This window comes from Denitrovibrio acetiphilus DSM 12809, from assembly GCF_000025725.1.
Lineage (GTDB): Bacteria > Chrysiogenota > Deferribacteres > Deferribacterales > Geovibrionaceae > Denitrovibrio > Denitrovibrio acetiphilus.
Window position 1 is genome coordinate 2098698 of record NC_013943.1, and the last position, 15321, is coordinate 2114018.

Annotated in this window: 16 protein-coding genes and 1 tRNA gene; 10 read left to right on the forward strand and 7 right to left on the reverse strand. The window is 42.9% G+C overall.

Annotation, left to right across the window (positions count from 1 at the left end):
- The first annotated feature begins 9 nt into the window (after positions 1–9).
- The gene (locus tag DACET_RS10025) at positions 10–648 is read left to right on the forward strand and encodes a chemotaxis protein CheC (protein ID WP_013011257.1); all 639 of its coding nucleotides are present in this window, start codon (positions 10–12) and stop codon (positions 646–648) included.
- On the forward strand, positions 645–1547 hold the full coding sequence (locus tag DACET_RS10030) for a sensor domain-containing diguanylate cyclase (RefSeq protein WP_013011258.1): 903 nt from the start codon (positions 645–647) through the stop codon (positions 1545–1547). Before DACET_RS10025 ends, DACET_RS10030 begins: the two co-directional genes overlap by 4 nt.
- A 10-nt stretch (positions 1548–1557) precedes the next feature.
- Here the strand turns inward: DACET_RS10030 and DACET_RS10035 are convergent, their stop codons facing one another.
- On the reverse strand, positions 1558–2238 hold the full coding sequence (locus DACET_RS10035) for a peptidoglycan DD-metalloendopeptidase family protein (RefSeq protein ID WP_013011259.1): 681 nt from the start codon (positions 2236–2238) through the stop codon (positions 1558–1560).
- Positions 2239–2353: 115 nt separating this feature from the next.
- On the opposite strand from DACET_RS10035, the gene DACET_RS10040 reads away from it, so the two are divergent.
- Positions 2354–2427 (forward strand) — tRNA-Arg (locus tag DACET_RS10040).
- A 243-nt stretch (positions 2428–2670) separates the two neighbouring features.
- Here DACET_RS10040 and DACET_RS10045 read toward each other — a convergent pair.
- From DACET_RS10045 to amrA, 3 genes are read right to left on the reverse strand one after another with little or no spacing between them, the layout of a single operon-like run.
- Positions 2671–3492, reverse strand: coding sequence for a thiamine pyrophosphate-dependent enzyme (locus DACET_RS10045; protein ID WP_013011260.1), 822 nt, complete (start codon positions 3490–3492; stop codon positions 2671–2673).
- Complete coding sequence (locus DACET_RS10050) at positions 3492–5180, reverse strand: 2-oxoacid:acceptor oxidoreductase subunit alpha (protein WP_013011261.1); 1689 nt, start codon at positions 5178–5180, stop codon at positions 3492–3494. Before DACET_RS10050 ends, DACET_RS10045 begins: the two co-directional genes overlap by 1 nt.
- Positions 5181–5192: 12 nt before the next feature.
- Entirely contained in the window at positions 5193–5747 is a 555-nt protein-coding gene (gene amrA, locus DACET_RS10055) for an AmmeMemoRadiSam system protein A (RefSeq protein WP_013011262.1), read from the reverse strand.
- A 440-nt stretch (positions 5748–6187) separates the two neighbouring features.
- Between amrA and sdhC the strand changes: the two genes are divergently transcribed.
- The 7 genes from sdhC to DACET_RS10090 all read left to right on the forward strand — a co-directional run bounded on the left by sdhC (position 6188) and on the right by DACET_RS10090 (position 12748).
- Complete coding sequence (gene sdhC / locus DACET_RS10060; RefSeq protein ID WP_013011263.1) at positions 6188–6544, forward strand: succinate dehydrogenase, cytochrome b556 subunit; 357 nt, start codon at positions 6188–6190, stop codon at positions 6542–6544.
- A 12-nt stretch (positions 6545–6556) separates the two neighbouring features.
- On the forward strand, positions 6557–6865 hold the full coding sequence (locus tag DACET_RS10065) for a succinate dehydrogenase, hydrophobic membrane anchor protein (protein WP_013011264.1): 309 nt from the start codon (positions 6557–6559) through the stop codon (positions 6863–6865).
- A gap of 13 nt (positions 6866–6878) precedes the next feature.
- The gene (sdhA, locus tag DACET_RS10070; protein ID WP_013011265.1) at positions 6879–8648 is read left to right on the forward strand and encodes a succinate dehydrogenase flavoprotein subunit; all 1770 of its coding nucleotides are present in this window, start codon (positions 6879–6881) and stop codon (positions 8646–8648) included.
- Positions 8649–8665: 17 nt separating this feature from the next.
- A complete protein-coding gene (locus DACET_RS10075; protein WP_013011266.1) occupies positions 8666–9373 on the forward strand; it encodes a succinate dehydrogenase iron-sulfur subunit in 708 nt (235 codons plus the stop codon).
- Positions 9374–9759: 386 nt separating this feature from the next.
- Positions 9760–10890, forward strand: coding sequence for a metallophosphoesterase (locus DACET_RS10080; RefSeq protein ID WP_013011268.1), 1131 nt, complete (start codon positions 9760–9762; stop codon positions 10888–10890).
- A gap of 64 nt (positions 10891–10954) precedes the next feature.
- Positions 10955–11185 (forward strand): outer membrane protein assembly factor BamD, encoded by a 231-nt coding sequence (locus DACET_RS10085; protein ID WP_013011269.1) that lies wholly within the window; start codon positions 10955–10957, stop codon positions 11183–11185.
- A 501-nt stretch (positions 11186–11686) separates the two neighbouring features.
- On the forward strand, positions 11687–12748 hold the full coding sequence (locus DACET_RS10090) for a cytochrome-c peroxidase (RefSeq protein WP_013011270.1): 1062 nt from the start codon (positions 11687–11689) through the stop codon (positions 12746–12748).
- A 284-nt stretch (positions 12749–13032) separates the two neighbouring features.
- Here DACET_RS10090 and rarD read toward each other — a convergent pair whose 3' ends face one another.
- Genes rarD through DACET_RS10105 form a run of 3 tightly spaced genes read right to left on the reverse strand, consistent with a single transcriptional unit; the run spans position 13033 to position 15285 of the window.
- Positions 13033–13917: an EamA family transporter RarD gene (gene rarD / locus DACET_RS10095; RefSeq protein WP_013011271.1), complete on the reverse strand. Its 885-nt coding sequence runs from the start codon at positions 13915–13917 to the stop codon at positions 13033–13035.
- Positions 13914–14570, reverse strand: a complete 657-nt coding sequence (locus DACET_RS10100; RefSeq protein ID WP_013011272.1) for an SDR family oxidoreductase — start codon at positions 14568–14570, stop codon at positions 13914–13916. The genes rarD and DACET_RS10100 overlap by 4 nt, the downstream gene beginning before the upstream one ends.
- On the reverse strand, positions 14563–15285 hold the full coding sequence (locus DACET_RS10105; protein WP_013011273.1) for an acyl-[acyl-carrier-protein] thioesterase: 723 nt from the start codon (positions 15283–15285) through the stop codon (positions 14563–14565). Before DACET_RS10105 ends, DACET_RS10100 begins: the two co-directional genes overlap by 8 nt.
- Positions 15286–15321: the final 36 nt, after the last annotated feature.

Below are 15321 nucleotides of genomic sequence, written 5' to 3' on the forward strand. Positions count from 1 at the left end.
AGGCGTTACATGTCAGACACCACACAGTTTTTCACCGAAGATGAAATTGACGCTCTTCAGGAGCTTATGAACATTGCTTTCGGGCAGGCAGCAGCAGAGCTGGCAGAGATAATAGACATATCTGTAAAGCTCAGCTTCCCTAAGCTCGAGACAGTGAAAGTCTGCGACTTGCCATGTAAAATCGCAGATGACACCAACAACATGAGCAGATTCAACATCATAGAGCAGGTCTTCAGAGGAAAAGCCGGAGGTATAGCCTACCTGCTATTCCCAGCCGGCAGTGAAAAGGACTTCATCTCCATGTTTCACATGGACGGAGAAGAGAACGTAAATGACATCGTTATGGATGTCGAACGTGAAGTGCTTTCTGAAGTCGGAAACATACTAATCGGCGCCTGCGTCAGCAAAATATTTGATCTGCTTCAGACTTCCGTTGTTTACGCACCACCTGTCACTATGATTGGTCACAGTTTTGAGGAGCAGTTTTTCAAAGGACGTTTTTCTGATAATGATTTTGCAATCATGCTGAAAACGAACTTCTGCCTCAGCGAAAAAAAGATCGAGGGATTTCTCTTCCTCGTCAACAGTCACAGTTCTGTTGAACCCCTTAAACAGGCACTTGCTAACCTTTTTGAGAGCTATGAATGATCAACTACGGTCATGTCATTGAGTCCATAAATATAGGCATAGTGCTTCTGGACAAAGACCTCAACATAACAGACTGGAACAACTGGATGGCACTGCACAGCGGTAAGGATGCCGACGATGTCAAAGGCAGAAATATCTATGATGTTTATCCGGAGCTTAATAGAAACTGCTTCATAAGAGGCTGTAAAACAGTTTTCACTTTTTCGAATCTTGTCTTCCTCTCTTCCAAACTGCACCAGTACCTCTTCCCTTTCAAGCTTCACGGGAGCTATTCCACTCTTTTTGAATTTATGCAGCAGAACTGCTACCTTATTCCTATCAAAGATGAAAAAGGTGTTATCGAAGGTCTGATGATTAACATTCATGATGTAACGGAAAATGCCGTACTCGAAAGACACCTTAAAGAACTCAGCTATATTGACGGACTCACAGGTGCATACAACAGAAGAACTTTTGAACACAGGCTGGCAGAAGAGTTTAACAGACATAAGAGGGATGAGAAGCCTCTGGGCATTATCATGTTTGATCTCGACTTCTTTAAAAATATAAACGACAAATACGGACATCAGTTCGGAGACGTAGTCCTCCAGCAAACGGCAAAACTATGCAAAGAAAAACTCAGGACAGAAGATTTTCTTGCCAGATACGGCGGTGAAGAGTTTGTATGTCTCCTTATCAACCAGAATGTCGACCAGACGTACCTTGTGGCAGAACGCCTACGTGAAAGTCTGGAAAAAGCTGTCATAAGCAACGGAGATGTAAGCGTCAGCATCACTATAAGCATAGGAATATCTGATTCCAAATATGCATCAACTCCTGAGGAACTTATACAGTGCGCCGACAAGGCTCTCTACGAAGCTAAAAATAACGGCAGAAACACTGTAGTAAAAGTTATCTAGTCCACATCACTTAATTTACTTTAAAAATGCCCGCAGTAATAAGAGGAAGCGGACTCGGACACAATGACTCTATCTCCGGCAAAGCACTTTCAGCACAATACCCCTTAAAGAAATATCCCTGCTCTCTCCCCTTCTCTGTGATTATCTGAATATGCGTATGGTGGTTCCAGCCTCCGTTTTCGTGCAGATCGCCTATCTCAGCTATCATGTCTCCGGCTTTAAGTGCCGCCCCTTCGGCAGGGAGAGTTTTAACACTCATATGCCCATACATAGAATAAAAAGGTTCTGAAGTACCAATAGCATGCCTAAGTATAGCATATCCTCCGTAATTCCCCTCCCCTTTCTCATAACCTGATTCATACACAACACCATCCAGAGGAGCATAAACAGGTGTTCCTGCCGGAGCACATATATCAATTCCCAGATGATAATACCGCCTATCCACTGCCATCTGCTGATACTGAGATAATATAGACTCCCTGTTTTCCATATACATGCCTACTGCCCATGAGCTGCCCGATGCTTTTATAAAGTTATCGAAGCAGTCATTTATCCCTTCCGAATCGCCAGACATTTCAAGAAGCTCTTTAACCATAGACTCGTCCAGGATAATCATAAGCGGGTCACCACTTAAACGGACAACAGGGTGTACATTTACATGCTTGTTCAAAAGAAAATACGGATATATCATTTATACCTCATCAGTTTCAAAGTGTACTTATTCAGTAATATATACATCAATATGCTATAAAGATAAATAATATATCTTGACAAAAAAGCATCAAGTAAGTAATTATTTTTCTCCAGCCCTCGTAGCTCAGGAGGATAGAGCACTTGATTCCTAATCAAGGTGTCGCATGTTCGAGTCATGCCGAGGGCGTTTCTTATCTTTCAATAACTTATAAGATATTCAATAGCTTACGTCTTTATCTTTTAATCGTTTAAACTGTTTAGGATTGCTCTGTATTGTAAAATTTTGAGTGTAGCTACACCCAGACGAAAGCACCAAAAAGGGAGATATTGAGACCGGAATACTTCTAATACATTCAGCCCGAACTATCAGTATCAGTGATTTTATAAAAAAACAGCCCCTCACATCTAAATGCAAGGGGCAGATATAATGTTAAACGTATTCCTGTATAAGGTTTGTCACGTCTTTGGCTGTTATCCCCTTTGTGATCTCAGGGTGCTGCTCGTTATAAGCCGGTCTGTCGTACTGGCTGAACACGCCCAAGTGGTAGTGATCAGTGTCCTGAGCCAGCTCTATAGCTTTGTCGTGAGACGGTATCTCATCCATTTTTACAACTCTGTCATTATAATAGTCATACTTATATTCACCGCCGAAAGTTACGCATGGCTGAAGAACGTCTATCAATGCGAAACCGTTGTGTCTGATTCCGCCTTCGATAAGTTCTGCAAGCTGATCAGATTCGCCGGAATAACCTCTGGCAACATATGTTGCGCCTGCTGCCATGGCAAGTATAAGTGGATTAAGCTGTGAGTCCACAACACCAAACGGTGTGGATTTTGAAACTGTCCCCTCCGGTGATGTCGGGGCAGCCTGACCAGTTGTAAGACCATATACTTTATTGTGATGAACTACATATGTGACGTCAATGTTTCTTCTGATAGCGTGTATAAGGTGCCCTATACCCATCCCGTAACCGTCGCCGTCACCTCCGTTCACAAGAACTGTCATATCTGGGTTCGCCAGCTTGATACCAGTGGCAACAGGCAGAGCCCTACCGTGCAGTGCGTGAAATCCATAACTGCGTACATGGTTTATCATCTTACCGGAACACCCGATACCAGACACGAGAGCGAGTTTATGGGGTTCCATATCAACAGATGCAAGGGCTTTTTTGATACTGTTCCAGATTGCGAAGTTACCGCACCCTGGACACCATACAGGTATCTTCCCTGTGTTGTAATCAAGTGGTTTCATTAAAGCACCTCCTTAACATATTCGAGGACTTCCTCGGTGAAGAAGGGGCGTCCGTCGTATTTCAGAAATTCTTTTTCGATGAGAATTCCGGTTTTCTTAGCTATCAGAGCCTTAAGCTGGGCGGTTTTATTATTCTCAAAAGCTACTAAATTCTTACCTTTTAATAGTTCTGCAACTTTGTCCCAGTTAAGGGGATTTACAGCAGGAAAGTGAATAAAATTGAATCTGTCTTCGCTTTTAATAGCTTCCAGCAGAATCTGCTTCATCGAACCGAAACATACAAAAGTAAGTTTTGCATCTTCTTTACCAACGAGAAAAGGATGCGGCATTTCATCCGCAACGAAAGGTTCTTTTTTATACCTTCTGTCAGTTTGCTGTATACGCATTTCCGATGTGTCAGACACAAACCCTTTTTCATCGTGTTCGTTGCTGCTTGCTATAAAAAGTCCGCCGGGAGTGCCGGGTATGCTTCTTGTCCCGACCCCGTTCTCTGTTTCTTCATATCTAGGAAAATGTGCATATGGCTCGTCATCATTACCTTCAAATAGCGCACCTCTGTTGAGTTCGCCGTATGTAGGATTCATCTCGTTTGTCATAAACACAGATTCTGAGATAAATTTATCAAGAAGAATAATTGCAGGTATGTGATATTTTTCTGCTAAGTTAAAGGCGTCAAAGGTCTGTTCGTATGCTTCCCGAAGATCACCCGGAGTATAAACCGCACGGAGGAACTCCCCCTGAGATGCGTTAAGGGCATAGTGCAGATCCCCCTGCTCAGTCCACGTAGGCATACCTGTCGCAGGACCTGGTCTTTGTGAAAGAGCAACCACAACGGGTGTTTCGGTGATCGCCGCAAGCCCGAAACCTTCGTTCATCAATGCAAAACCGCCGCCGGATGTACCTGTCATGGCTCTGGCTCCGGCGTGTGCCGCACCTACAGCCATGTTTATGCCGGATATTTCGTCTTCTGTGTGTTTTACGACTATCCCGTAGTTGCGAGCCTGTTTCGCCAGAAAATGCAATATAGTGCTTGCGGGGGTCATAGGGTAAGTGCTGTAAAAGCTTACTCCGGCACGTATAGCGCCTATACTGACAGCTTCGTTGCCGGACATTACCGCACATTTGCTGCACACATCAGCAGAAGAAACTTCCACACCTTCAATTTTCTTATCGCAGGCGTCAAAGCCGGCAAGGGCAGCTTTGACGTTGGGCTCTGCAATTTTAGCCGGATAGCTTCCCCTGACAACCTCCTCAAGTATATCCTTCGGCAAACCGAGCGCCGCTATAGATGCACCGAGTGCTGCGGTATTTTTCATAATCTCTTTACCATTGATGTCATCCACAAGTTTTTTCAGTGGGACATCAACCTTGTTCCCTTTTGCGCCGTCAGCTTTTTTAAGGTTTTCGAAATCGCCTATCACAACAGTGTCATCATCAAAATGTTCTTTTTCAAAACAGACATCGGCGAGGGCAAGGTATATGTCTATACGTTTCCTCGGAGCATAAACAGGGTCTTTGGAGAAAACCATCTGATAGCTGTTGTAACCGCCTCTGATTAGTGACGGATATTCAAGGTATCCGTGTACATAGTAACCGCATTTTTTCAGAATATTTGCAAAAACGGGCCCTATGGAGCTAATTCCAAATCCAGCCGGACCACCGACTTTCCAAGCGTATGTTTTGTTCATAGACCATCCTCTTTAGATCAGGTTGTTTTCATTAAATACAAGAGCCTCGAAACTAAGTATCTCTGTGTCGGCTTCCTTCCATGCATCTTCCGGCAATCCTGCCTTGACACATGTCTGATTAAGAAATGTTTCTCTGTCCCAGCCATTTTCAACAGCCACCTGCGGAAGGAGCACTCCTCTACTGAGACCCTTGAGTATATAGATTCCGTCCCTGCCAACTGTTATTTCTTCAGCAGAGGCCTTAACCATAGGTGAAAGAATAGAAATTTCTATATTGCATATGCAGAGCTCATCAACTGACAGAGGACCGAATCTCGGATCTGCAAATGCAGCCTTACAAGCCATCTCTGATACATTTTTAACAATATTGAGGTCGCTTCTGAAATTCCCTATACAGCCCCTCAGCCGTCCTCTTATATTAAGACTAACAAAGCACCCGCTCTCAAAGTTCAGCTCTTTCGGTATCTCTTCAGGCTCATAGGCAGCACCCTGCTGATAAGACCGGATGCTCTCTCTTGCAGTTTTTAAAAGTAGAGCTCTTGCCTCTCTGCCAATTTCAAATTTCATTAATCACCCGGAAATAATATAAGTGCATACAAACAATTAAACCGTTTCGATTTGTGTTTGTCAACATTGATAGCTGCGAATCTCTGCCATGTGTACCAATGGTGGATATGAATACAGCACCATGATAGTTCTAAAAAGTGTAGAATATTTCCTGAGTGTAAATTTTTCTTAAGTATCAGTGAATATTGTGAGCACAGGTAAACAAAAAGAGACCACCTTCAGCTCCTACCCATAACAAGCGAGTTGGCTTTTTATAACAGAGTTTAATAATATATAATTTATAGACAGTGTCAGGAAATCGTTTGTTTTATTGGGAAAAAATGAAATATATGCTGTATATTGTATACAATCTGGTTGACATGCCACACTCATTATGATAGTAAAAATAATTGAGATTTTAACAGTGTTTGTATCTTAAAAACTTTTTTCAGGAGTGTAAGATGCCAAGGAAAGACCTTGTAACCTACCCAAAGAAAACTGGGTACCGCAAACACCCCGGAATGGTAGCATGGCTTCTTCACCGTATCACAGGTGTGATTATCGGATCTTATCTGATTATGCACATACTTGGTGTATCCGGTGTTGTTGCTCCGTTCCAGAGTGTTGTTTCGCTTTCGTTTGTGAAAGCTCTTCTTCTTGCCAGCTTCTCTTATCATGCGTTTAACGGTGTAAGAATCCTTCTAATGGAATTCGGCGCTGCTGCAGAGAGAGAAACGTTTAAGAAGTATTTTATGGCCGTAGTTTTTCTCACACTAGTAATAACCATCATCGGTATAATACCGATCTTTACAGCGTAAGGGGGAACTGGAATGAATAACTACAAATATATGGGTGCCAGTGATTCTGGTACAGTCGGATGGCTTATGCAAAGGGTTTCAGGTGCTATCCTGATTCTCGTTGTGTTCGTACACTTTTTCTCCATGATCAAAGGCGGAAGCGCTGGTATGATGCAGATCATCACAGGTCCTGCCGCTGCTTTTGGTGTATTTCACACATTTAACGGCTTTAAAATGATAACCGACGACTATGTCCCCAGTGAAGGCTGGAGAGGCGTGATATACGGCGCTTACTGGATATGCGCTATCACACTCGTGATTCTCGCCGTTAAGGTAATGTAAGGAGTTATAAGGTATGTCAGTAAAAATTGAATATCATAAGTTTGATGTTGTTGTTGTTGGTGCGGGCGGTGCCGGTCTTAATGCGGCACAGGTTGCTTCTCAGCACTGCAAAACAGCTGTTGTGTCTGAGGTTTACCCTACCAGATCACACACCATTTCTGCACAGGGCGGTATCTCTGCTGCACTTGGTAATCTGGAAGAAGACCACTGGCACTGGCACATGTTTGATACAGTGAAAGGTTCCGACTATCTTGCGGATCAGGATGCTTGCGAGTATATGACAAAACAAGCTCCGGAGATGATCATCGCTCTTGAACACATTGGTCTCCCTTTCTCCAGAACTCCCGATGGCAAAATTGCCCAGAGACCTTTCGGCGGTCACACTGCGGAGTTCGGTAAAAGAGCTGTAAAAAGAGCCTGCTATGCTGCTGACCGTACTGGTCATGCTATGCTTCAGACTCTGTACGAAAAATCTGTTGATCAGGGTACACACTTTTACAGTGAATTTTATGCTCTTGAGCTTCTTGTTAACGAAGGTCAGGTTAACGGTGTACTCTGTTACGATATCCAGAACGGCGAACTCCACATATTTAACGCAAAAGCTATAGTTTTTGCCACTGGTGGTAACTGCCGTATCTTCCAGACAAATTCCAATGCCCACATCAATACAGGTGACGGTCTCGCTCTCGCTATGAGAAAAGGGATGAGCTGGTCTGATGCTGAGTTCTTTCAGTTCCACCCGACAGGCATTTACGGTGCAGGTAACCTCATTACCGAGGGTGTACGTGGCGAGGGCGGTATACTACTGAATGCTCAGGGCGAACGTTTCATGGAGAGATATGCTCCTACCATCAAAGACCTCGCACCTAGGGATATTGTTTCCCGTTCGATGATGCTTGAGGTTCTTCAGGGGCGCGGCGTAGGCCCTAACAAAGATCACGTTCTTCTTAAAATCGATCACATCGGTGCTGAAAACATCATGGAGAAACTTCCTGGTATCCACGAACTCTCCCTTGTTTTTGCCGGTGTTGACTGTACGAAAGAGCCGATTCCTGTTACTCCGACAGCTCACTACCAGAATGGTGGTATCGCAACCGGATACCTTACACAGGTTATCAAAGGCAACATGGATGGTGAAGAATATGTACCCGGTCTTTTTGCTGCGGGTGAGTGTGCTTCCGCTTCTGTCCACGGTGCTAACAGGCTTGGTACTAACTCACTCCTTGACCTTGTTGTATTTGGTCGTACTGCCGGTGAGCAGGCTGCTAAATATGCAGCAGAAAATACTCTTGTTCCTCTCGCTGAGGATGCAGGCAGTGAAGGTCTGGCAACACTCAATAAGTTCGCGAATGCTGATGGTAAACACACATTCGGCGAAATTTGGGGCGAGCTTACAGACGTTATGCAGAAGAAGATGTCCGTGTTCAGAACAGAAGAACTCATGACAGAATGTTATGCGGAACTCCTTGAGATAGAGGCTAAAATGGATGACTATAAAGTCAATGATAAGTCTTCCGTTTATAACCTCGACCTTATTGAGGCGCTTGAGCTTAACAACATGATTCTTGTTGCAAAATCCTGTACACAGGCAGCTCTCCTCAGAAAAGAGTCTCGTGGCGGTCACTTCCGTGATGACTATCCGGACAGAGACGATGCGAACTTCCTCAAGCACACAGAAGTGTATCTTGAAGAAGACCTCAAGACACCTAGGGTAGAGTACAGAAAGGTTCGTCAGCAACCTCTTACTGTTGAATCTTTCCCTCCAAAACCTAGAGTCTATTAAGGGGAGGATGTACTAATATGAAAACAGTTACTTTTGAAATATTCAGGTATGACCCTGACAAAGATAAAGAAGCATATTATCAGACATATCAGGTCGAAATCAGAAGACCCGGTTACCTGATGCTTGATGCTCTGAACCAGATTAAATGGGAACAGGATCCAACTTTGACATACCGCCGTTCTTGCCGTGAAGGTGTTTGCGGTTCTGACGGTATAAACGTTAACGGTGTTAACATGCTCTCATGTATGACAAAAGTTGAAGATCTCGGTGCAGATCACATTATAATTCAGCCACTGCCTGGTATGAACGTAATGAGAGACCTGGTTACTGACGTTGATGATTTCTTTAACAAATTCATCACTGTTAAGCCTTATCTTATCAGAAAATCTCCTAACCCTGATAAAGAGATCTACCAGTCTCCGGAAGACCGTAAAAAACTTGATGGTCTTTATGAGTGTATCCTTTGCGGATGCTGCTCTTCTTCCTGTCCTTCCTACTGGGCTGACAAGAAGTATCTCGGACCTAATGCATTCCTCAGAGCGTGGAGATACATAGTAGACTCCAGAGATGAGGGAGCAGAAGAGCGCCTGCCGATGCTTAACGACAAGCACGGTGTTTGGAGATGCCATACTATCTACAACTGTGTGGAAGCATGTCCGAAAGAACTCAACCCGACAGAAGCTATTATGAATATCAGAAAGCTTCTCCTCGATAACCAAGTTTAATAGTTTAGGATATCGACACTTTTATATAGAAGGGGAGCCATCTGGTTCCCCTTTTTTTGCGAGATAATACTGTGTTTAACTCACAACCATAACTGCATAAACAAAAAATCAGCCCTCCACCCTGAAACAACCCACCCCTTTCAATAGTTATTTCTGATATTATAAAAGATAGGGCAAAAATGCAGATAATTTATTAAATCTTTTCCAGGTATGTAATAGTTCTGCTGATATCTGGAGCCAATTTTCCCCAGATTTATATCGACCTGTGCCTGTTCTAAGCCAGCAGATAAACTTGCATTTTTCATAAGCAGACCTATCTTGTCTGTAAGCAGGCTGCTTTATTACGAATAAGTTAAGCCCTGATAGTTGAGGCTCTGGAGAACTAAATGTTTTTTTTCATTGCATCCCTGATAATGCTTTTTATGGCTGTTTTTAGCGCAAGGATTCTTTTTAACAAAAAAAGATATCTAATCTATGGACTGCTGATGTTTGTGGCTATGTATCTCGCTGTCGCAGCGCGAATACTCATTGCTAAGTCAGGTTTTAACCATTTACTGACAACGCTTTCATGGATTGGCTATTTTACTGTGGGGGTAGTCAGCATTCTTTTTTGTGCTTCGGTCATACAAGTTGCGGTGAATATTTTTGGATATGTAGTTTCAAAATCATCCTCAAGGTTTTCACCTGCGAGAAGGCATTTTTTGTCAAAAACTATGGGGTCTGCCATGAGCCTTGCTGTCGTACCTGTCAGCGGATACGGCTTTTACAGAGCTGTGGGGGATCCTGTAATTAAAACAATCGAAATAAAAAAGAACGGGCTGAATGCAGCCATAGATGGTTTCAAAATTGTACAGCTTACAGACATACATGTTGGACCGACCATAGGCGCTGGAAAGGTCAGAAGGATTGTCGAAATGACAAATACTCTTAGTCCGGATATTGTTGTCATCACAGGAGATCTTGTGGATGGGGCTGCCAAGTATATTGCTGATTACATTACCCCTCTGAACAACCTACAATCGAAATACGGCACATACTTTGTGACAGGAAACCACGAATATTACTCAGGGGCATCTGCATGGCTTAGAAAAATACGAGAACTAGGCATAAAAGTATTAGACAACAGTAATGAGATCATTCCACACAATGGCGCCAATCTTCTTTTAGCCGGGATACCCGATATCCACGCCGACCGGTTTGGCTATGAACGCTACGATCCCGCAAAGGCCAAGCAGACAGAATCTCCTTATGACTTCTCTGTCATCCTTTCTCATAGACCTGAAATAGCGAGAGAGGTTGCGGAGCACGGATACGACCTTCAGCTTTCCGGTCATACTCACGGCGGACAGTATTTTCCATGGACATATGTTATCTATCTATTTCATGAATTCGTCAAAGGTCTTTATGAGATTAATAATATGAGCCTTTATGTCAGCAAAGGTACTGCGTACTGGGGGCCGCCTCTAAGGATAGGGGCTGAACCAGAAATCACAGAGATAGTTCTCAGGCATTCATGAACCTATGCTCTGAAAGTGTGTCGAAATTAATATCATGTAGTGGTATAACTATTAGGAGGCTATTATGAAACTTAGACTTGTCACAATTTTTATGCTGGCAGCTTCAATAATGCTCGCCGGGTGCCAGAGTAAATCTGAAGAAGCTGGTGAAAAAGCCGGTAAAGCAGCAAAAAAGATCGAGGATTCTGTTAAAGACGGATATGAAAAAGGGAAGGATACAGTAAAAGAAGGTATCGAAAATACCAAGGACGCTGCTAAAGATTTTAAAGAAGGTTTTGAAGAAGGAAGTAAATAACAAAATCTGAGATAAATAAGCTAATTACTATAATTGGCTGAGAAAAATGGTTCGCTTCTTACACCTTGCTGCCATTATTTTTCTGTGCAGAGTGCTCATTAGTGTTTTAATCTAAAACCCCACAAGCAAAACTGACTATGACAGCCGGTGATTGGGGTGTAATATATTCTTAAAGGATATATTTGTAATGGGTACAAAATAACAGTTCTATAGCTGGCTAACCAAACAATAATATCGGAGAAATTTTATCTAAAGATAATCAAAGTTCATGCACAAACTAAAATAACAATGAAAACAGAAAACAGTTTACCATAAAATAAGAACACTAATTTAGTCTTTTATTTATAAGTAGTTATAAATAAAAAAGATTAACAAAACCTGATAAATTCTATGAAAAATTTTTTATCATTTAATAATTTTTAATATTTACAGGGCAGAAATTCTGGTTTAATATTTATCAAATGACAATGTTTACTGTTTAACGTTCATGGAGGTTTAATAATGAACACAGCAACCAAAGTTTTTTCTTTCAGCAAGATTATGCTCACAGCTACTATAATGGCTGTCTGCACAATGACCGCATTTGCGTCCGATGCTCTTATGACAGAAGCTCAGGGAATTTTCAAACCTATCCCTGCCTATCCACCTGAAATAGAGGGCAACCCTGCGACAGCAGACAAACTCGAGCTTGGGAAAATGCTCTTTTTCGAGCCAAGAATCTCTAAAAGCGGATTCATAAGCTGTAACTCATGTCACAACGTTGGTATGGGCGGCATGGATTATCAACCAACCTCTACTGGTCACGGCTGGAAACAGGGACCAAGAAATGCTCCTACTGTTCTTAACTCCGTTTACAACGTAGCCCAGTTCTGGGATGGACGCGCTAAAGACCTGGCTGAACAAGCTAAAGGTCCTATTCAGGCTGGTGTTGAAATGAATAACACACCTGAAAACGTTGTAAAAACTCTTAAAAGTATGCCTGAGTACGTAGAGCTTTTCAAAAGTTCTTTCCCTGGTGAAAAAGATCCGGTGACTTTTGACAACATGGCAAAAGCAATTGAAGTTTTTGAGGCTGCTCTTATCACTCCTGACTCTAGGTTTGATAAATTCCTTAACGGTAACTCTGCTGCTCTTAGCAATACAGAAAAAGAAGGTCTTAAACTTTTCATCGACAACGGATGCGCATCATGTCACGGCGGCATAAACATGGGCGGCGATGACTACTATGCTATGGGCGTGGTAAATATGCCTGGGAAAGATATCATGGCTGGCGACAAGGGACGTTTCTCTGTAACACATGCAAAAGATGATGAATTTATGTTCAAATCACCATCTCTCAGAAATATTGAAATAACTCCTCCTTACTTTCACTCTGGTGCAGTATGGGGTCTTCAGGAGGCAGTCGCAGTAATGAATGACTCACAGATCGGTGCTGACCTTTCCGATAAAGATATCGAGAAAATCACTGCATTTCTTCTGACAGCAACAGGTGTTCAGCCTAAGGTTGAGTACCCGATACTCCCTGCTCCAACAGATGGTACACTGAAACCATCTCTGAAGTGATTACTCCCAAAGTATAAAATTACTTCACACTGGCGGTACATAAAATGTGCCGCCTTTTTTATGTTTAAAGCTCGCTCCATCAAAATTAAATATACTATAACTCGAATTCAGCTACACCTGCTGAACTGAATATGCACCCTGATCTTAATAACTGGAAGCAAATCTTGAGCTTTTACTCTTATTCTTACTAATAATAACAACTGCCATATCGCATTTGTTTGACTGTTACGAGGCAACGGGGCATTCATAAAGAGAGGTTAAAGCTTGTCACAGGCACAAAAGCTTCAGATCTGCTTTCTCGTGTCCAGATAAAGCTGCCACATATATAATATAACACCTATCCATATCAAAACAAAAGTTGTGACCTTCGCTCCCCCAAGAGGCTCATTATATAAAAAAGCGCCTATAAAGAACCCCATTGTTGGCGCAATGTATTGCAAAGTTCCGATAGTGCCGAGGCGTATCCTCGACGCACCAACAACAAAGAGAAGCAGAGGAACAGATGTTGCAATGCCTGTACCAACCAGATAAATAGTATCGTGAGTATTAGTCAAGAAAACACCACCTCCATGCATATGAAGATACAGCAGGTAGATGAAGGCAGGGGGCATAAGCACAGTCGCTTCAATAAAAAGCCCAGGCAAAGGTTTAACATCGATTTTCTTTCGGAAAAGACCATAAAATCCAAAGCTGACTGCCAGTATAAAAGCTGTAACAGGGAACTTCCCATAACCGAGCCCCATTACGAGCACTCCGGCAATAGCAAAAAGTACAGCGGGTTTCATAAAGCCTCTGATTTTCTCCTGAAAAAAGATATAACCGAGAAGGATACTAACCATCGGGCAAATGAAATATCCCATACTGGTTTCAAGAACTCTATCGTGATTTACTGCCCATATGTATGTAAACCAGTTCCCGCCGATAAGAAGTCCCGAGCCAAGCATAAGCAGCATAGTACGTTTGTCTTTAATAAGGCTAAAAAGCTCCGGCAGACGTTTCTGAACAACCAGAATTATAAAAACGATGACGGCAGACCAGATTATTCTATGTGCAAGTATCTCTTCAGCCGGCACTGAATGCAAAAGCTTCCAGTACATAGGGAGTGCGCCCCACATAACAAAAGCTGCCACCGCCGACTGGAAACCTGTCCTTTTTTCAGAACCCATCATACAGTCAACTGCTTCCCGTTGTCATTGCGACCGAGCTTAAGAATAAATGATGAGGCTCTTTTTCCCCATTCAGCTGGATCTTCTGCTGAAGATGCCTCGGTACCGAAGACGCCTTTAACCATATCAGTGTTTATAAATCCGGGGTTCAAACTGACCACAGCAATCCCCCCATGAACTTCCTGAGCCATAGCCATACTCAGCCCTTCAATAGCGTATTTCGATGCGCAGTATGGCGCAACTTTCGGCGACACGGAGCGTCCCCATCCGGAGCTCATATTCACAATCACGCCCTCCCCGCTCTTCTCCATAGCAGGATAAAAGGCTCTGATAACATTCATCGTTCCCGACACATTTATATCCATAAGCATATTAAATTCATCAGCCGGCACTTCCCATACGTTTGCAGGCCTGTTCATAACAGCTGCATTATTTATAAGGATATCGGGGGCACCCATCACAGAGATCACATTATCAGCAAAAGCCTTTACAGAAAGCGGTTCGGTGATGTCCACGGAAGAACACAAGACCATACAGCAAGGTCCCTCACCAGATCTGCTGCATCCGGCAACTTTATGCCCCATAACAGTAAAAGCCTCTGCAAGCTGATATCCAAGCCCCTTCGACACTCCGGAAATTACGATTTTCTTACTCATCCGATACCTCACCGATACAATTACATACATCACCTGAGTATACTCCGATCAAATACTTGCCGTCCACCTTTGCGCACCGAACCGAAACATCTTTCACTTCGGGTTTTATCTCATGCAGATATGCCAAACTTACAAATTTACCGGATATATCCACCCCGTCCGCAACAAGAACAGTATCCAGAAACTGTCCATAGGTAACATTGCTCACATGTCCGTTCACATCAAAATCCGCAGGTCGGACAGTGATATTTTTTTCGTCCCCGTTAAAAGGTGGTTCTGTAAAATTCAGATTCTTGATCCTGTCACCAAAAACTGGCACATCTTCACTCTCATAACTTGCAACAATGTCCTCTGCGGGTCTCACAGGTCTTCGTTTCTCTATGTTCAGATAAATCCATATGCTACTGCCCGTTATACACTTCTCGCCGTCCGCATATATTTCGTAGTTACGATATCCTTTAAATTTATCTATCCCTCTTGACCATGTTTTAACTTTAAGTTTCTGTCTGAAATCAGGCAGCCTGTCCGCTTTGAACAGATTTTTATTATGCATCCATATGCTTCCGCTGCCCATGTAGCTTTCTGTCGGGAACCCCACACTGGTAGAATGGAATATTGCAGCTTCCTGAAAGATCTTCAAGATACTGTCAGAACGCAGTAAGCCCGCCCCGTTGTAGTCCGCAATATCAAAATGCCTGTCAAATTCGTAGAACATTACTTACCTCATCATTTAGCTCAGATACTCTTTGAG

What these genes read in the sequence shown, in the direction of transcription:
- DACET_RS10065 (WP_013011264.1), top strand. Translation starts at nt 6,557, where the DNA reads ATGAATAACTACAAATATATGGGTGCCAGTGATTCTGGTACAGTCGGA.
- DACET_RS10080 (WP_013011268.1), top strand. Translation starts at nt 9,760, where the DNA reads ATGTTTTTTTTCATTGCATCCCTGATAATGCTTTTTATGGCTGTTTTT.
- DACET_RS10050 (WP_013011261.1), bottom strand. Translation starts at nt 5,180, where the DNA reads ATGAACAAAACATACGCTTGGAAAGTCGGTGGTCCGGCTGGATTTGGA.
- DACET_RS10100 (WP_013011272.1), bottom strand. Translation starts at nt 14,570, where the DNA reads ATGAGTAAGAAAATCGTAATTTCCGGAGTGTCGAAGGGGCTTGGATAT.
- DACET_RS10090 (WP_013011270.1), top strand. Translation starts at nt 11,687, where the DNA reads ATGAACACAGCAACCAAAGTTTTTTCTTTCAGCAAGATTATGCTCACA.
- DACET_RS10105 (WP_013011273.1), bottom strand. Translation starts at nt 15,285, where the DNA reads ATGTTCTACGAATTTGACAGGCATTTTGATATTGCGGACTACAACGGG.
- amrA (WP_013011262.1), bottom strand. Translation starts at nt 5,747, where the DNA reads ATGAAATTTGAAATTGGCAGAGAGGCAAGAGCTCTACTTTTAAAAACT.
- sdhA (WP_013011265.1), top strand. Translation starts at nt 6,879, where the DNA reads ATGTCAGTAAAAATTGAATATCATAAGTTTGATGTTGTTGTTGTTGGT.
- DACET_RS10085 (WP_013011269.1), top strand. Translation starts at nt 10,955, where the DNA reads ATGAAACTTAGACTTGTCACAATTTTTATGCTGGCAGCTTCAATAATG.
- DACET_RS10025 (WP_013011257.1), top strand. Translation starts at nt 10, where the DNA reads ATGTCAGACACCACACAGTTTTTCACCGAAGATGAAATTGACGCTCTT.
- DACET_RS10030 (WP_013011258.1), top strand. Translation starts at nt 645, where the DNA reads ATGATCAACTACGGTCATGTCATTGAGTCCATAAATATAGGCATAGTG.
- DACET_RS10035 (WP_013011259.1), bottom strand. Translation starts at nt 2,238, where the DNA reads ATGATATATCCGTATTTTCTTTTGAACAAGCATGTAAATGTACACCCT.
- DACET_RS10075 (WP_013011266.1), top strand. Translation starts at nt 8,666, where the DNA reads ATGAAAACAGTTACTTTTGAAATATTCAGGTATGACCCTGACAAAGAT.
- sdhC (WP_013011263.1), top strand. Translation starts at nt 6,188, where the DNA reads ATGCCAAGGAAAGACCTTGTAACCTACCCAAAGAAAACTGGGTACCGC.
- DACET_RS10045 (WP_013011260.1), bottom strand. Translation starts at nt 3,492, where the DNA reads ATGAAACCACTTGATTACAACACAGGGAAGATACCTGTATGGTGTCCA.
- rarD (WP_013011271.1), bottom strand. Translation starts at nt 13,917, where the DNA reads ATGATGGGTTCTGAAAAAAGGACAGGTTTCCAGTCGGCGGTGGCAGCT.